Annotated in this window: 12 protein-coding genes; 7 read left to right on the top strand and 5 right to left on the bottom strand. The window is 71.5% G+C overall.

All coding sequences use genetic code 11. The features are described 5' to 3' along the window. Positions 1-45 precede the first annotated feature (45 nt). The 5 genes from ilvC to GQQ92_RS02295 form a co-directional block, all read right to left on the bottom strand. Positions 46-1,074 carry a ketol-acid reductoisomerase gene (gene ilvC / locus GQQ92_RS02315; protein WP_156997607.1) on the bottom strand — a complete coding sequence of 343 codons (1,029 nt, stop codon included), beginning with the start codon at positions 1,072-1,074 and terminating at the stop codon, positions 46-48. Positions 1,075-1,147: 73 nt separating this feature from the next. Continuing rightward, entirely contained in the window at positions 1,148-1,657 is a 510-nt protein-coding gene (gene ilvN / locus GQQ92_RS02310) for an acetolactate synthase small subunit (RefSeq protein ID WP_156997606.1), read from the bottom strand. Between the two features lie 2 nt (positions 1,658-1,659). Continuing rightward, positions 1,660-3,462, bottom strand: a complete 1,803-nt coding sequence (locus tag GQQ92_RS02305) for an acetolactate synthase large subunit (protein WP_156997605.1) — start codon at positions 3,460-3,462, stop codon at positions 1,660-1,662. Positions 3,463-3,509: 47 nt separating this feature from the next. Then, the gene (ilvD, locus tag GQQ92_RS02300; RefSeq protein WP_156997604.1) at positions 3,510-5,204 is read right to left on the bottom strand and encodes a dihydroxy-acid dehydratase; all 1,695 of its coding nucleotides are present in this window, start codon (positions 5,202-5,204) and stop codon (positions 3,510-3,512) included. Positions 5,205-5,214: 10 nt separating this feature from the next. After that, positions 5,215-7,476 (bottom strand): bifunctional alpha,alpha-trehalose-phosphate synthase (UDP-forming)/trehalose-phosphatase, encoded by a 2,262-nt coding sequence (locus GQQ92_RS02295; protein WP_197738039.1) that lies wholly within the window; start codon positions 7,474-7,476, stop codon positions 5,215-5,217. 149 nt (positions 7,477-7,625) lie between these two features. Here GQQ92_RS02295 and GQQ92_RS02290 point away from each other — a divergent pair, with 149 nt between their 5' ends. From GQQ92_RS02290 to GQQ92_RS02260, 7 genes are all read left to right on the top strand, one after another. Further along, a complete protein-coding gene (locus GQQ92_RS02290; RefSeq protein ID WP_156997603.1) occupies positions 7,626-7,814 on the top strand; it encodes a hypothetical protein in 189 nt (62 codons plus the stop codon). A gap of 120 nt (positions 7,815-7,934) precedes the next feature. Further along, positions 7,935-8,369, top strand: a complete 435-nt coding sequence (locus tag GQQ92_RS02285) for a hypothetical protein (protein ID WP_156997602.1) — start codon at positions 7,935-7,937, stop codon at positions 8,367-8,369. Positions 8,370-8,592: 223 nt separating this feature from the next. Then, positions 8,593-9,237 carry a biotin transporter BioY gene (locus tag GQQ92_RS02280; RefSeq protein WP_156997601.1) on the top strand — a complete coding sequence of 215 codons (645 nt, stop codon included), beginning with the start codon at positions 8,593-8,595 and terminating at the stop codon, positions 9,235-9,237. Next, complete coding sequence (locus GQQ92_RS02275) at positions 9,234-10,532, top strand: class I adenylate-forming enzyme family protein (RefSeq protein ID WP_156997600.1); 1,299 nt, start codon at positions 9,234-9,236, stop codon at positions 10,530-10,532. Before GQQ92_RS02280 ends, GQQ92_RS02275 begins: the two co-directional genes overlap by 4 nt. Next, a complete protein-coding gene (locus tag GQQ92_RS02270) occupies positions 10,529-11,680 on the top strand; it encodes a thiolase family protein (RefSeq protein WP_156997599.1) in 1,152 nt (383 codons plus the stop codon). Before GQQ92_RS02275 ends, GQQ92_RS02270 begins: the two co-directional genes overlap by 4 nt. After that, positions 11,677-12,357 carry an energy-coupling factor ABC transporter ATP-binding protein gene (locus GQQ92_RS02265; protein ID WP_156997598.1) on the top strand — a complete coding sequence of 227 codons (681 nt, stop codon included), beginning with the start codon at positions 11,677-11,679 and terminating at the stop codon, positions 12,355-12,357. The genes GQQ92_RS02270 and GQQ92_RS02265 overlap by 4 nt, the downstream gene beginning before the upstream one ends. A 10-nt stretch (positions 12,358-12,367) precedes the next feature. Then, entirely contained in the window at positions 12,368-12,961 is a 594-nt protein-coding gene (locus GQQ92_RS02260) for an energy-coupling factor transporter transmembrane component T family protein (RefSeq protein ID WP_156997597.1), read from the top strand. Positions 12,962-13,035: the final 74 nt, after the last annotated feature.

The following is a 13,035-nucleotide window of genomic DNA, read 5'->3' as shown; positions in this document are numbered from 1 at the left end:
GCGCGGCATCAGCACCGGTGACGGAGAGGACGGCCGAAGCTCGCGTCAGCGAGCGACCTCGCCGTCCACGTAGTCGTCGTCGTCCGACGAGTTCCAGGCGAAGAGGGCGCGCAGTTCGCGGCCCGTGACCTCGATCGGGTGCTGCTCGCCCTTGGCGCGCAGTTCGAGGAACTCGGGTGCGCCGGCGTCCTGGTCGCCGATGAAGCGCTTGGCGAACGTGCCGTCCTGGATGTCGGCGAGAACGGCCTTCATGTTCTCCTTGACGCTCGGGTCGATGACGCGGGGGCCCGAGACGTAGTCGCCGTACTCGGCCGTGTCGGAGACCGACCAGCGCTGCTTGGCGATGCCGCCCTCCCACATGAGGTCGACGATGAGCTTCAGCTCGTGGAGCACCTCGAAGTAGGCGATCTGCGGCTGGTAGCCGGCCTCGGTGAGGGTCTCGAAGCCGTACTGGACGAGCTGCGAGACGCCGCCGCAGAGCACGGACTGCTCGCCGAACAGGTCGGTCTCGGTCTCTTCGGTGAAGGTCGTCTTGATGACGCCGGCGCGCGTGCCGCCGATGGCCTTGGCGTAGGACTTCGCGAGGTCCCAGGCGCTGCCCGAGGCGTCCTGCTCGACGGCGATGATGTCGGGGATGCCGCGGCCGGCGACGAACTCGCGACGCACGGTGTGGCCCGGAGCCTTGGGGGCGACGAGGATGACGTCGACGCCGGCGGGAGCCTCGATGTAGCCGAAGCGGATGTTGAAGCCGTGCCCGAAGACGAGGGTCTTGCCCTCGGCGAGGTTGTCCTTGATCGACTCGGCGTAGATGTGGCGCTGGAACTGGTCGGGGGCGAGGATGACGATCACGTCGGCCCAGGCCGAGGCGTCGGCCACGTTCTTGACCTCGAAGCCCGCCTCCTGTGCCTTCGCGGTCGACTTGGAGCCGTCCTTGAGGCCGATGACGACCTCGACGCCCGAGTCGCGGAGGTTCTGCGCGTGTGCGTGACCCTGCGAGCCGTAGCCGATGACGGCGACCTTCTTGCCCTGGATCAGCGAGAGGTCGGCGTCCTTGTCGTAATAGATCTCAGCCATGTGCTGTTCTTTCTCCTTGTGGTGGGGTTCTGCTGGGAACGGATGCCTCGGCGTCGGCGAGGCATCCTCCGGTTCAGTTCTTGAAGACGCGCTCGGTGATGGACTTGCCGCCGCGACCGATCGCGAGCAGCCCGGACTGGGCGATCTCGCGGATGCCGTACGGTTCGAGCACCTTGAGGAACGCGTTCGTCTTGCCGGAATCGCCGGTGACCTCGATGACGAGGGCGTCGGTGGCGACGTCGACGACGCGGGCGCGGAAGAGGTTGACCGCTTCGAGCACCTGCGAACGCGTCGTGTTGTCGACGCGCACCTTGATGAGCAGGTGCTCGCGCTGCACGGACTGCGTCTGATCGAGCTCGACGATCTTGATGACGTTGACGAGCTTGTTGAGCTGCTTCGTCACCTGCTCGAGCGGCAGGTCCTCGACGTCGACGACGACCGTGATGCGGGAGAGCCCGGCGATCTCGGAGTGGCCGACCGCGAGGGACTCGATGTTGAAACCGCGGCGCGCGAAGAGCCCCGCGACGCGGGTCAGGAGTCCGGGCTTGTCTTCGACGAGCAGTGAGAGCACGTGGCTCGACATGGTCAGTCCTCCTCGCTGAAGGCCGGCGAGTGGTCGCGGGCGTACTGGACGTAGCTGTTCGAGACGCCCTGCGGCACCATCGGCCACACCATGGCATCTGCCGAGACGACGAAGTCGATCACGACGGGACGGTCGTTGGTCTCGAGCGCGAGCTTGATGGCCGCGTCGACCTCGTCTTCTCTCGTGACGCGGATGCCGAGCGCGCCGTACGCGTCGGCGAGCTTCACGAAGTCGGGGACGCGCACGCTGCCGTGACCCGTGTTCAGGTCGGTGTTCGAGTAGCGGCCGTCGTAGAAGAGCGTCTGCCACTGCCGCACCATGCCGAGCGACGAGTTGTTGATGACGGCGACCTTGATCGGGATGTCGTTCAACGTGCAGGTCGCGAGCTCCTGGTTCGTCATCTGGAAGCAGCCGTCGCCGTCGATCGCCCACACGTGGCGGTTCGGTTCGGCGACCTTGGCCCCCATCGCGGCCGGGACCGCGTAGCCCATGGTTCCGGCGCCGCCGGAGTTGAGCCAGGAGTTCGGCCGCTCGTACTTGATGAACTGCGCGGCCCACATCTGGTGCTGGCCGACGCCGGCCGCGTAGACGCCTTCGGGCCCGGTGAGCTCGCCGATGCGCTGGATCACGTACTGCGGCGAGAGCAGGCCGTCGGTCGGCTCGGTGAAGCCGAGCGGGAACTCGGCGCGCAGACCGTCGAGCGTGGCCCACCACTCGGACAGGTCGGGCCGGCCGTCGGCGGTCTGCTCGCGGTAGGCGGCGTGCAGATCGACGAGCACGTCCTTCAGGTCGCCCACGATGGGGACGTCGGCCACCCGGATCTTGGAGATCTCGGCGGGGTCGATGTCGACGTGCACGACCTTCGCGTTCGGCGCGAAGAGCTCGGACTTGCCCGTCACGCGGTCGTCGAATCGGGCGCCGAGGGCGACGAGCAGGTCGGCCTCCTGGAGGGCGAGCACCGCGGGGACGGTGCCGTGCATGCCGGGCATGCCGAGGTGCTGCTGATGCGAGTCGGGGAACGCGCCGCGGGCCATGAGGGTGGTGACCACCGGCACGCCGGTGGTCTCCGCGAGCTCGAGCAGCTCTGCCGAAGCCTTCGAGCGGATGATGCCGCCGCCGACGTACAGCACGGGACGCTTCGCCTCGGCGAGCATCTGCGCCGCCGCCGTGACCTGCTTGCCGTGCGCCTTCGTGATCGGGCGGTACCCCGGGAGGTCGATCTTCGGCGGCCACGAGAACGCGAACGACGCCTGCTGGGCGTCTTTCGTGATGTCGACGAGCACCGGCCCGGGGCGCCCGGTCGTGGCGATGTGCACCGCCGCGGCGATGGTCGCCGGGATGTCCTCGGCGCTCTTCACGAGGAAGGAGTGCTTCGTGATCGGCATGGTGATGCCGACGATGTCGGCCTCCTGGAACGCATCGGTGCCCATGAGGTTCGAGAACACCTGGCCGGTGATGGCGAGCAGCGGCACCGAGTCCATGTGGGCGTCGGCGATGGCGGTGACGAGGTTCGTCGCACCGGGACCGGATGTCGCGATGCAGACGCCGAGTTTGCCGGTCGAGGAGGCGTACCCCTGGGCCGCGTGGCCGGCGCCCTGCTCGTGGCGCACGAGGATGTGGCGCAGCTTCTTGCTGTCGAGCAGCGGGTCGTAGACGGGGAGGATCGCGCCGCCGGGAAGGCCGAAGACGTCGGTGATGCCGAGCATCTCGAGCGTGCGGACGACCGCCTCGGCTCCGGTGATCTCGGCCGGGGCGTGCGACGGCACGAGGGCGGGCGATGGCACGGGACTGGATTCCGTGGTCATTCGGTTCCTGTTCTGATGAGCGATGTGTGCGGAGAGTCGCGCAGCATTCAGCCCGTCGTGGCGCCTTCGGCGGCCGAGCGCACGAGCTTGGAGTACTTCGCGAGAACGCCTCGGGTGTAGCGCGGGGGAAGCGGAGCCCAGCCGTCACGGCGGGCAGCCAGCTCGGCGTCATCGACCAGTAGGTCGATGGAACGAGCTGCGATATCGACCCGTATCAGATCACCATCGCGCACGAAGGCGATGGGACCTGCGTCCACCGCTTCGGGTGCCAGATGGCCGATGCACAGTCCGGTTGTGCCGCCTGAGAATCGACCGTCCGTCAAGAGTAGTACATCTTTTCCGAGGCCGGCGCCCTTGATGGCCGCCGTGATCGCGAGCATCTCGCGCATGCCGGGGCCGCCCTTGGGCCCCTCGTAGCGGATGACGACGACGTCGCCGGCCACGATCTCGCCGGCGGTCAGCGCGTCCATGGCGGCGCGCTCGCGCTCGAACACGCGGGCGGGGCCCTCGAAGGTCGCGGCGTCGAAGCCGGCCGTCTTCACGACCGCGCCCTCGGGGGCGAGCGACCCGTGCAGGATCGTGAGGCCGCCCGTCTCGTGGATCGGGTTGTCGAGCGTGCGCAGCACCTCGCCGTCGAGGGGCGGGAGGTTCAGCTCCTCGAGGTTCTCGGCCATCGTCTTGCCCGTGACCGTCAGCACGTCGCCGTGCAGGAGGCCCGCGTCGAGCAGCGCCTTCATGAGCACCGGCACGCCGCCGCGGCGGTCGACGTCGTTCATGACGTACTTGCCGAACGGCTTGAGGTCGCCGATGTGCGGCACCTTCGCGCCGATGCGGTTGAAGTCGTCGAGCGTGAGGTCGACCTCGGCCTCGCGGGCGATGGCCAGCAGGTGCAGCACGATGTTCGTCGAACCGCCGAGGGCCATGCCGACGGCGATGGCGTTCTCGAACGCCTTCTTCGTGAGGATCTGACGCGCGGTGATGCCGTGCTTCAGGAGGTTGACGACGGCCTCGCCGGAGCGGTGCGCGTAGTAGTCGCGACGGCGGTCGGCGGAGGCGGGCGATGCGGAGCCCGGCAGCGAGAGCCCGAGCGCCTCGGCCACCGAGGCCATGGTGTTGGCGGTGTACATGCCGCCGCAGGCACCCTCGCCGGGTGCGAACGCGCACTCGATGCGGTGGGCGTCTTCGGCGCTCATGGTGCCGGCCTTCACGGCGCCGACCGCCTCGAACGAGTCGATGATCGTGATGTCCTTCTCGGTGCCGTCGGAGAGACGGACCCACCCGGGCGCGATCGAGCCCGCGTAGAGGAAGACCGAGGACAGGTCGAGACGGGCCGCGGCCATGAGCATGCCGGGGATCGACTTGTCGCATCCGGCGAGGAGGACCGAGCCGTCGAGGCGCTCGGCCTGCATGACGACCTCGACGGAGTCGGCGATGACCTCGCGCGACACGAGCGAGAAGTGCATGCCCTCATGCCCCATCGAGATGCCGTCGGAGACGGACACCGTGCCGAACTGCAGCGGGTACCCGCCGCCGCCGTGCACGCCCTCCTTCGCGGCCTGCGCGAGGCGGGCGAGCGAGAGGTTGCACGGCGTGATCTCGTTCCACGAGCTGGCTATGCCGATCTGGGGCTTGTCCCAATCGGCATCACCCATGCCGACCGCACGGAGCATGCCCCTGCTGGTCATGGCCTCGATGCCATCGGTGACGGTGCGACTACGCGGTTTTGGATCGAACTCCGACATGGGTTCGAGTCTATTGCCAGCGGGAGGCGCCGTCGGTCGCCGCCTCCCGTGCCGTCGCCAGACGCTCGAGCAGGTCGGCGACGTCGTCGGGGTTGCGCACCCGGTACGCTGCGATCGACTTGCCCTGGCCGACCTTGACGCCGAGATCGCCGGATTCGAGCGCGGCGAACGCGTCCTCATCGGTCACGTCGTCACCGAGGTAGATCGCCGCGGTCGCGCCCGCGTGCTGGCGGAGCCTCGTGAACGACTCGCCCTTGTTCGTGGAGCGCACCGAGAACTCGAGCACCGACTTGCCGGTGCGCATGGTGATGCCGCCGAGCTCGGCGCCGACCCGCTCGCGGGCGGCGAGCTGCGCGGCGGCCGCGGCGCTCGAGGTGAGCCCTCGGGTGTGCAGGGCGAGCCCGGCGGGCTTGCGTTCGACGCCGACGCCCTCGTGCGCGGCGGCCACCTCGTCGAGGACCCGGGTCAGCTGCGCGAGCTTCAACTGCTCGGCGTCGCGGAGGTCGATGGTGATGGCGCCCGTGTCGAGCTTCAGCTCGACGCCGTGCGAACCGCTGAGCAGCATGCCCTCGCCCGGGTCGGCGACCGCGCCGAGGCTCTCGAGCGCTCGGCCCGACACCAGGGCGACGCGCGTGTCGGGCGACGCGAGCAGGCGCGCCATCGCCGCGTTCGCGCGGTCGGTCGCCCTGGCCTCGTCGGGCCGGTCGACGAGCGGCGCGAGCGTTCCGTCGAAGTCGAGGGCGACGAGCAGCCGCTCGGTCGAGGCGAGCTCCTCGATCGCCCGCTGCAGCGGCTCGGTGATGCCGGCCTGGATGATCCCGGCCCCGGTGAGGGTCTCGAGGAAGTCCGCCGACCACTTCGCCACGTCGTTGTCGATGACCCGGCGCCGCAGCGCCCGCATGCGACGGGCGCGTTCGCGCCGCGGCATCCGCACCGCCTCGACGATGGCGTCCTTCAGCCCCTCGATATCGTGCGGGTTGACGAGGACCGCCTGCCGCAGCTCGTCGGACGCCCCGGCGAACTCGCTCAGCACGAGCACGCCGTCGCCGTCGAACCGGCACGCGACGTACTCCTTCGCGACGAGGTTCATGCCGTCGCGGAGCGCGGTGACGAGCATCACGTCGGCCGCGAGGTAGAGCGCGACCATCTCGTCGCGGGGGTAGCCGTGGTGGAGGTACGCGATGGCCTGGTGCCCGAGCGTCGCGTGGTCGCCGTTCAGGCGGCCCACGGTGAGCTCGATCTCGTCACGCAGCTGCCGGTACGTCTCGACGCGCTCGCGCGACGGGCTCGCGACCTGCACGAGGGTGACGTCCTCGACCTTCAGCCGGTCGTCGCGCAGGAGCTCGCCGAACGCCTTCATGCGGTGGCGGATGCCCTTGGTGTAGTCGAGCCGGTCGACGCCGAGCATGATCGTCTCGGGGTTGCCGAGGCTCTCGCGGATCTCGGCCGCCCTCGCCTGCACCTCGGGCCGCCTCGCCATCTGCTCGAACCCCTCGGCGTCGATCGAGATGGGGAACGCGCGGGCGACCACGCGGCGCACCTCGGGGTCGTCGGACGCGGCGTCCTCCTTCGGCACGTCGATGACGGTGCCGTGGGTGCGGTAGCCGAACAGGCGGCGGACGGCGCGCGAGAAGTTGCCGGCGTCGGCGACCCGCTGGAAGCCGATGACATCGGCGCCGAGGAGCCCGTCGATGACCTGCCGACGCCAGGGCAGCTGCGAGTAGATGCCGTATGCCGGGAACGGAATGTGGTTGAAGAAGCCGATGACGAGATCGGGCCGCACCTCGCGCAGCATCTTCGGCACGAGCTGCAACTGGTAGTCCTGCACCCACACGACCGCGCCGTCGGACGCCGCCCGCGCGGCCGCCTCGGCGAACCGGCGGTTCACGCGCACGTAGGCGTCCCACCACTCGCGGTGGAAGGACGGCGGCGCGATCACGTCGTGGTAGAGGGGCCAGAGGGTGTCGTTGGAGAAGCCCTCGTAGTACTCCTCGAGCTCGGAGGCGCTGAGCGGCACGGGGATGATCGAGATGCCGTCGTGCTCGAACGGGTCGAACTCGCGGTCGGCGACGCCCGCCCAGCCGATCCACGCACCGTCGGCCGCCTTCATCACGGGTTCGAGCGCGGTGACGAGGCCGCCGGGGGAACTGCGCCATCCGGTGCTGCCGTCGGGCTGCTCCTCGTAATCGACGGGCAGGCGGTTCGACACGACGATCATGTCGTAGGCGTGATCGACGTACAGGTCGTCGGCGTCGGTGTGAACGGGGTTCATGCGGTCGGAGTCCCTCCTCGCGTTCGGAATCAGGCTACCGCGGCGCGGCGGACACCGCGGGCCGTGGCGTGCTCGCCGCACGGGGCATCCGTTGTCAAGGGGCGGCGGATGTCTCGCACGCGACCGCTTCCGGACGGTAGCGTTGCGGCATGCGCAAGTACCTGTTCAGCGGAGCCGTCCTCGGAGCGATCCTCAGCGGGGTGGGCGTGGTGCGTGCCACCGCGTCGGGCCCCCGCGACTGGCGGCTCGTGCTCATGTGGGTCTCATGGGCCGCGACCCTCGCCATCGCGATCGGCACGGTGGCCGAAGAGGCGAGCGACGGCGAGCTGACCGACTAATCTCGTGAAGACCGCCGTTCTCGGCGTGTTCACCGGCATCCCGGGCCGCTTGGGCCGACACTTGATGCAGCGCCGCGCGGCCCGAACCGCACGGTCCGATTCCCACGAGAGGGGCCACCGATGTTCCGCCGTTGGCGCAGAGCGAGGCTTGCCGCACAGGCCTCCGCGCACGCCGCCGCCAAGCCGCCGCGCCCCACCGCGGCCGACCTGCGCGGCGAACACCTCTTCGAGCTGTTGAACGCGAAACTGTCGGAGTTCATCGGCCCCAACGGCTCGTGGTCGCTCGTGCGCCGCGCCGAAGGCGACACCGATCGCATCTTCGACGCCGTGATCACGCATCAGATCTCGGCCGAGCTGACCCGTGCGGTGCTCGACGAGCGCGACGCGGTCGCGGTCGTGGTGCCCGCCGAGGCCGAGCCGATCGCGCTCACCTGGGAGCCCGCGCCGCTCGTGGTGTGGGCCGAGCCCGTCACCGGCGAGACCGCCGCGGACTCCGCAGAGGACCGCGAGACCCCGATCTACGCCGAGCACGAATTCGAGGCCCGCGCGGCCTGATCGGTCCGCGCCGCCTGATCGGTCCGCGTGACCGATCGGTGTCATCGGCGACGCCATCGGCATCGGTTCCTCCGGCCTCTCGATGCTCGCGGCGCATCCGACGTACGCCGTCCAAATTCGGCGCCCGATTCTTGTACGACGATCCGCGCGGCGCCCGAACGGTCTTCCCTAGCGTGATGAGTGGGCCGCACGGTCCGACTCCGCCACGATCAGAGGGATGCCGATGACCGCCACCGAGAACGCCGAACGCGTCGAGACGTCGCGCCCGCCGCGCCGCAGCACGGCGACCGACCTCGCCCAGATCGCCGTGTTCGCCGCGCTCATCGCGGCACTCGGCCTGCCCGGTGCGTTCTACGTCGGCGCGGCGGCCGTGCCGATCACGTTCCAGACGCTCGGCGTCATGCTCGCCGGCGCGATCCTCGGCGCACGCAAGGGATTCCTCTCGGTGCTGCTGTTCATCGCGCTCGTGGCGGCGGGGCTTCCGCTGCTCTCGGGCGGACGCGGGGGCCTCGGCGTGTTCGTCGGCCCGTCGGTGGGCTACCTGCTCGGCTGGCTGCTCGGGGCTGCCGTGATCGGCTGGGCCACGGCCCGACTGCTGCCGAAGTACCGCCTGTTCCCCGCCATCGCGTGGACCGCGCTCGGCGGTATCGTCGCCATCTACCTCGTGGGCGTGCCCGTCTTCGCCCTGATCACCGGCACCCCGTTCTGGGCCGCGCTCACGGCCTCGTTCGTGTTCCTTCCCGGCGATCTCGTCAAGGTCGTCGTCACGGTCCTCGTGGCGAAGGGCGTGCACCGGGCGTGGCCCGGACTGATCGCGCCCCGCTCGTGGCCCTGGGCTCGTCGCCGGGCGGCCGAACCGTCGGCATGAGCATTCGGCACGACGGCTCGGGCTGGCTCAACGGCCCGCCGCACGCGACCGCCCTCTCGTTCGGAGGCGTCGACGTGCGGTACGGGGAGCTCTCCGCCGCCGTGGCCGCGACCTCCCTCCCCCACGGCGACCGCCCGGTCGCGTGCCCGCCCGACGTCGACGCCGTGACGCTCGTCACCCGCGTGCTCGCAGCACTCGCGCAGGGGCGACCCGCGCTCATCGGCGTCGGCGAGGAGGACGTCGACGCTGCGGCATCCGACCTGCCCGCCGGAACCGAGCTGGCCCTGCTCACCTCCGGATCCTCCGGCGGCCGGCCGCGTCTCGTCGCCCGCACCAACCGCTCGTGGCTGGCCTCCGCGGGCCCGCTCGCAGGCGTCGCCGGCATCACCTCGGCCGACCGCGTGGCCGTCACCGGACCGCTGCACGTGTCGATGCACCTGTACGCGACGCTGCACGCGCTGTGGGCCGGGGCGACCGCGACCGATGAACTCGACGGCGCGACGATCGCGCATGCGACGCCGACCCGGCTCGCGCGCATGCTCGACGGCGACCGCTGCCCGCCGTCGGCCGTGGTCGCCGGCGCCGTGCTGAGCCCCGGGCTCCGGGCCAGAGCGCACGAACGCGGCATCCGCCTCGTCGAGTACTACGGGGCGGCCGAGCTCTCGTTCGTGCTCGCAGGGTCCGATGGCGGGCTCCGGGCCTTCCCGGGCGTCGAGGTCGAGGCACGACGCCGTCACGCGACGGATGCCGCACGAGAGCTCTGGGCCCGCTCCCCCTACCTCGCCCTCGGCGTCGTCGGCGGGGCCGGGCTCCGTCGCGACGACCGCGGATTCGCGACGGTCGGCGACCTCGTCGAACCCGGACCCGACGGCGGATGGCACGTGCTCGGCCGCGGGGACTCGGCCATCACGACCGCCGGGGCGACCGTGCTCGCCGAACACGTCGAGGAGCGACTGCTCGGACTGCCGGGAGTGCTGGCCGCCGCCGCGGTCGGCGAGCCCCACGAACTGCTGGGCCAACGCCTCGTCGCGGTCGTCGAACTCGACGAGGGCATCGCGCTCGACCAGGTCGCCGCAGCGGCTCGAACCTCCCTCTCCGGCGCGGAACTGCCCCGCAGGTGGTTCTCCGCGCCGGTGCCGCGGACCGACTCCGGCAAGGTCGCCCGCGGGGCGCTGCGCGACGCGATCGCCGCGGGCGAGCTGGGCCCGGGCCGCGTCGATGCGGGCCGGAGCGAGCCGGGCGGGTTCGGCGCAGGCGAAGTCACCGCCGCGACGGCAGCCGGAGGCGCCTCGTGACCCGCATCGCCGCCGACGACGCGACCCCCGTCATCCTCGCGGCGCGGCGCACCGCGATCGGCACCGCCGGCCGCGCGTTCTCGACGCACACCGTCGACGCGCTCGCGGCTCCGGTGCTGGCCGAGACGGCCAGGCTGGTGGCCCCGCTCGGCCTCCCCGTCGACGACGTCGTGCTCGGCAACTGCATGGGTCCCGGCGGCGACATCGCCAGGGTGAGCGCGCTGCGGGCCGGCCTCGGCTCCGAGGTGCCCGCGGTCACGGTCGACCGCCAGTGCGGTTCGGGGCTCGACGCCGTGCTCCAGGCCGCCTCCCGCGTGCGCGCCGGCGATGCCCGGCTCGTGCTCGCCGGCGGCGCGGAATCCGCCTCGACGGCGCCCCACCGCCACTGGCCGGACACCGGCGAGCGCTACTCGCGGGCGCCGTTCGCGCCCGCCGGAATGCCCGATCCCGACATGGGCCCCGCCGCCGACGACCTCGCCGCCGCGCTGGGCATCGGCCGGGCCCGCCAGGACGCGTGGGCGGCGAGATCGCACGCGCTCGCGGCATCCGCCGTCGAAACGGGGGTGTTCGACGACGAGATCGTCGCCGTCGACGGCATCGTCCGCGACGAGCGCCCGCGGGCCGGCATGGACGCGGCGCGGCTCGCCAGGTTCGCCCCCGTCTTCTCGAGCGGCGAGCACGCGACCGTGACCGCCGGCAACTCGTGCGGATTCTCCGACGGCGCCGCCGCGATGGCCGTGACCACTCGGCGTCTCGCGCGCGAACTCGGGCTCCCCGCGCTGCGCATCCTCGCGTCCGCGGTGGCCGGCACCGATCCGGCGCTGCCCGGCCTCGGCGCCGCGCCCGCCGCCGGGGCCGCGCTCCGTCGCGCGGGCCTGACGGCGCGCGACCTCGGCTTCGTCGAGATCACCGAGGCGTTCGCCGCGCAGGTGCTCGCCGTCTCCGACGACCTCGGACTGGACGAACGCCTCATCGGCGCCGACGGCGGGGCCATCGCCCTCGGGCACCCGTGGGGTGCATCGGGAGCGGTGCTGCTCGTCCGTCTCGCGGCGCGCATGGCGGTCTCCGACGACCCCCGCCCCGGCCTCGCCGCCTGCTCGATCGGCGGAGGACAGGGCGTCGCGATGATCGTGGAGCGGCTCTCATGAGCGGCATCGTGTTCGAGGGCGTCTCGCACGACTTCGGCGCCGAGCGGGTCGTCGAGGACGTCTCGCTCGACCTGCGCGAGCGGCGCGTCGGCATCGTCGGGGCGAACGGCTCGGGCAAGTCGACGCTCGCCCGCATGATCAACGGGCTCGTCGCCCCCACCGCGGGACGCGTGCTCGTCGACGGACTCGACGTCTCCCGTGAGGCCAGGGCGGTGCGTCGCCGCGTCGGCTTCGTCTTCACCAACGCCGACAACCAGATCGTCATGCCCACCGTGCGCGAGGACGTCGCCTTCACCCTGCGCCGCCACCGGCTCGACCGGGCGGATGCCGCGACCCGCGTCGACGCCGCCCTCGCGCGCTTCGGGCTGACCGAGCTCGCCGACCGCCCGGCGCACCGCCTCTCGGGCGGCCAGAAGCAGTTGCTCGCGCTCGCGTCGGTGCTCGTGGCCGAGCCCGGGATCGTCGTCGCCGACGAGCCGACGACGCTCCTCGACGCGCGCAACGCGCGCCGGATCGCCCGGTACTTCGCCGACCTCGATCAGCAGCTCGTCGTGGTCAGCCACCAGCTCGAACTGCTCGAGGACTTCGACCGGGTCATCGTCATGGAGCACGGCCGGGTCGTCGCCGACGACGTGCCGGGGGTCGCCCTCGAGGCCTACCGGACGCTGATCTCGTGAGCACGCGGCCATGATCGGCGTCTTCCATCCGGGCACCTCTGTCGTGCACCGGGCCCCCGCGCTCCTGAAGCTCGCCCTGCTCGCGGCATTCGTCACCGCCACGGCGCTCGTCGTCTCGCTCCCCTGGCTCGGCGCGGCATCCGTCGTCGTCGCCCTGCTCTTCCTCGTCGCCCGGGTGCCGGCACGCGCCGCGCTCCGGCAGATCGTGCCGATCCTCTGGCTGCTCGCGTTCGCGATGCCCGTGCAGGTGCTCTTCGGCGGATGGGAGGCCGCGGGCGTCATGGCGCTGCGCCTCGTGATCGCCGTGGCGCTCGCGGCGGTCTACACCCTCACCACGCCGGTGAGCGCGACGCTCGATGCGATGCAGACGCTGCTGCGGCCGCTCCGCCGTTGGATCGACGCCGATCGGGTCGGCCTCGCCCTCGCGCTCGCCATCAGGTGCGTCCCGCTGCTCGCGGACCTCGTCCGCGAGGTCATGGAGGCCAGGAAGGCGCGCGGCTCGGAAGGGTCGCTGCTCTCCCTCGCGGTGCCCGTGATCGTCAGGTCGCTGCGCACGGCCGAGCACCTCGGGGAAGCCCTCACCGCCCGCGGGTTCGACGACTGATCGACCCGCGGCGCGAGGCCGACACGCGCCGGGGACGGACGGCGGGCGCCCGGTTCGCGCGATGTCGGCGGAGC

It is taken from the genome of Agromyces terreus, assembly GCF_009749465.1.
Classification (GTDB): Bacteria; Actinomycetota; Actinomycetes; order Actinomycetales; family Microbacteriaceae; genus Agromyces; species Agromyces terreus.
Note: the sequence above shows the minus strand (reverse complement) of the source record. Positions and strands in the feature narration are given on the sequence as shown.

What these genes read in the sequence shown, in the direction of transcription:
- ilvC (WP_156997607.1), bottom strand. Translation starts at nt 1,074, where the DNA reads ATGGCTGAGATCTATTACGACAAGGACGCCGACCTCTCGCTGATCCAG.
- ilvN (WP_156997606.1), bottom strand. Translation starts at nt 1,657, where the DNA reads ATGTCGAGCCACGTGCTCTCACTGCTCGTCGAAGACAAGCCCGGACTC.
- GQQ92_RS02305 (WP_156997605.1), bottom strand. Translation starts at nt 3,462, where the DNA reads ATGACCACGGAATCCAGTCCCGTGCCATCGCCCGCCCTCGTGCCGTCG.
- ilvD (WP_156997604.1), bottom strand. Translation starts at nt 5,204, where the DNA reads ATGTCGGAGTTCGATCCAAAACCGCGTAGTCGCACCGTCACCGATGGC.
- GQQ92_RS02295 (WP_197738039.1), bottom strand. Translation starts at nt 7,476, where the DNA reads ATGAACCCCGTTCACACCGACGCCGACGACCTGTACGTCGATCACGCC.
- GQQ92_RS02290 (WP_156997603.1), top strand. Translation starts at nt 7,626, where the DNA reads ATGCGCAAGTACCTGTTCAGCGGAGCCGTCCTCGGAGCGATCCTCAGC.
- GQQ92_RS02285 (WP_156997602.1), top strand. Translation starts at nt 7,935, where the DNA reads ATGTTCCGCCGTTGGCGCAGAGCGAGGCTTGCCGCACAGGCCTCCGCG.
- GQQ92_RS02280 (WP_156997601.1), top strand. Translation starts at nt 8,593, where the DNA reads ATGACCGCCACCGAGAACGCCGAACGCGTCGAGACGTCGCGCCCGCCG.
- GQQ92_RS02275 (WP_156997600.1), top strand. Translation starts at nt 9,234, where the DNA reads ATGAGCATTCGGCACGACGGCTCGGGCTGGCTCAACGGCCCGCCGCAC.
- GQQ92_RS02265 (WP_156997598.1), top strand. Translation starts at nt 11,677, where the DNA reads ATGAGCGGCATCGTGTTCGAGGGCGTCTCGCACGACTTCGGCGCCGAG.
- GQQ92_RS02260 (WP_156997597.1), top strand. Translation starts at nt 12,368, where the DNA reads ATGATCGGCGTCTTCCATCCGGGCACCTCTGTCGTGCACCGGGCCCCC.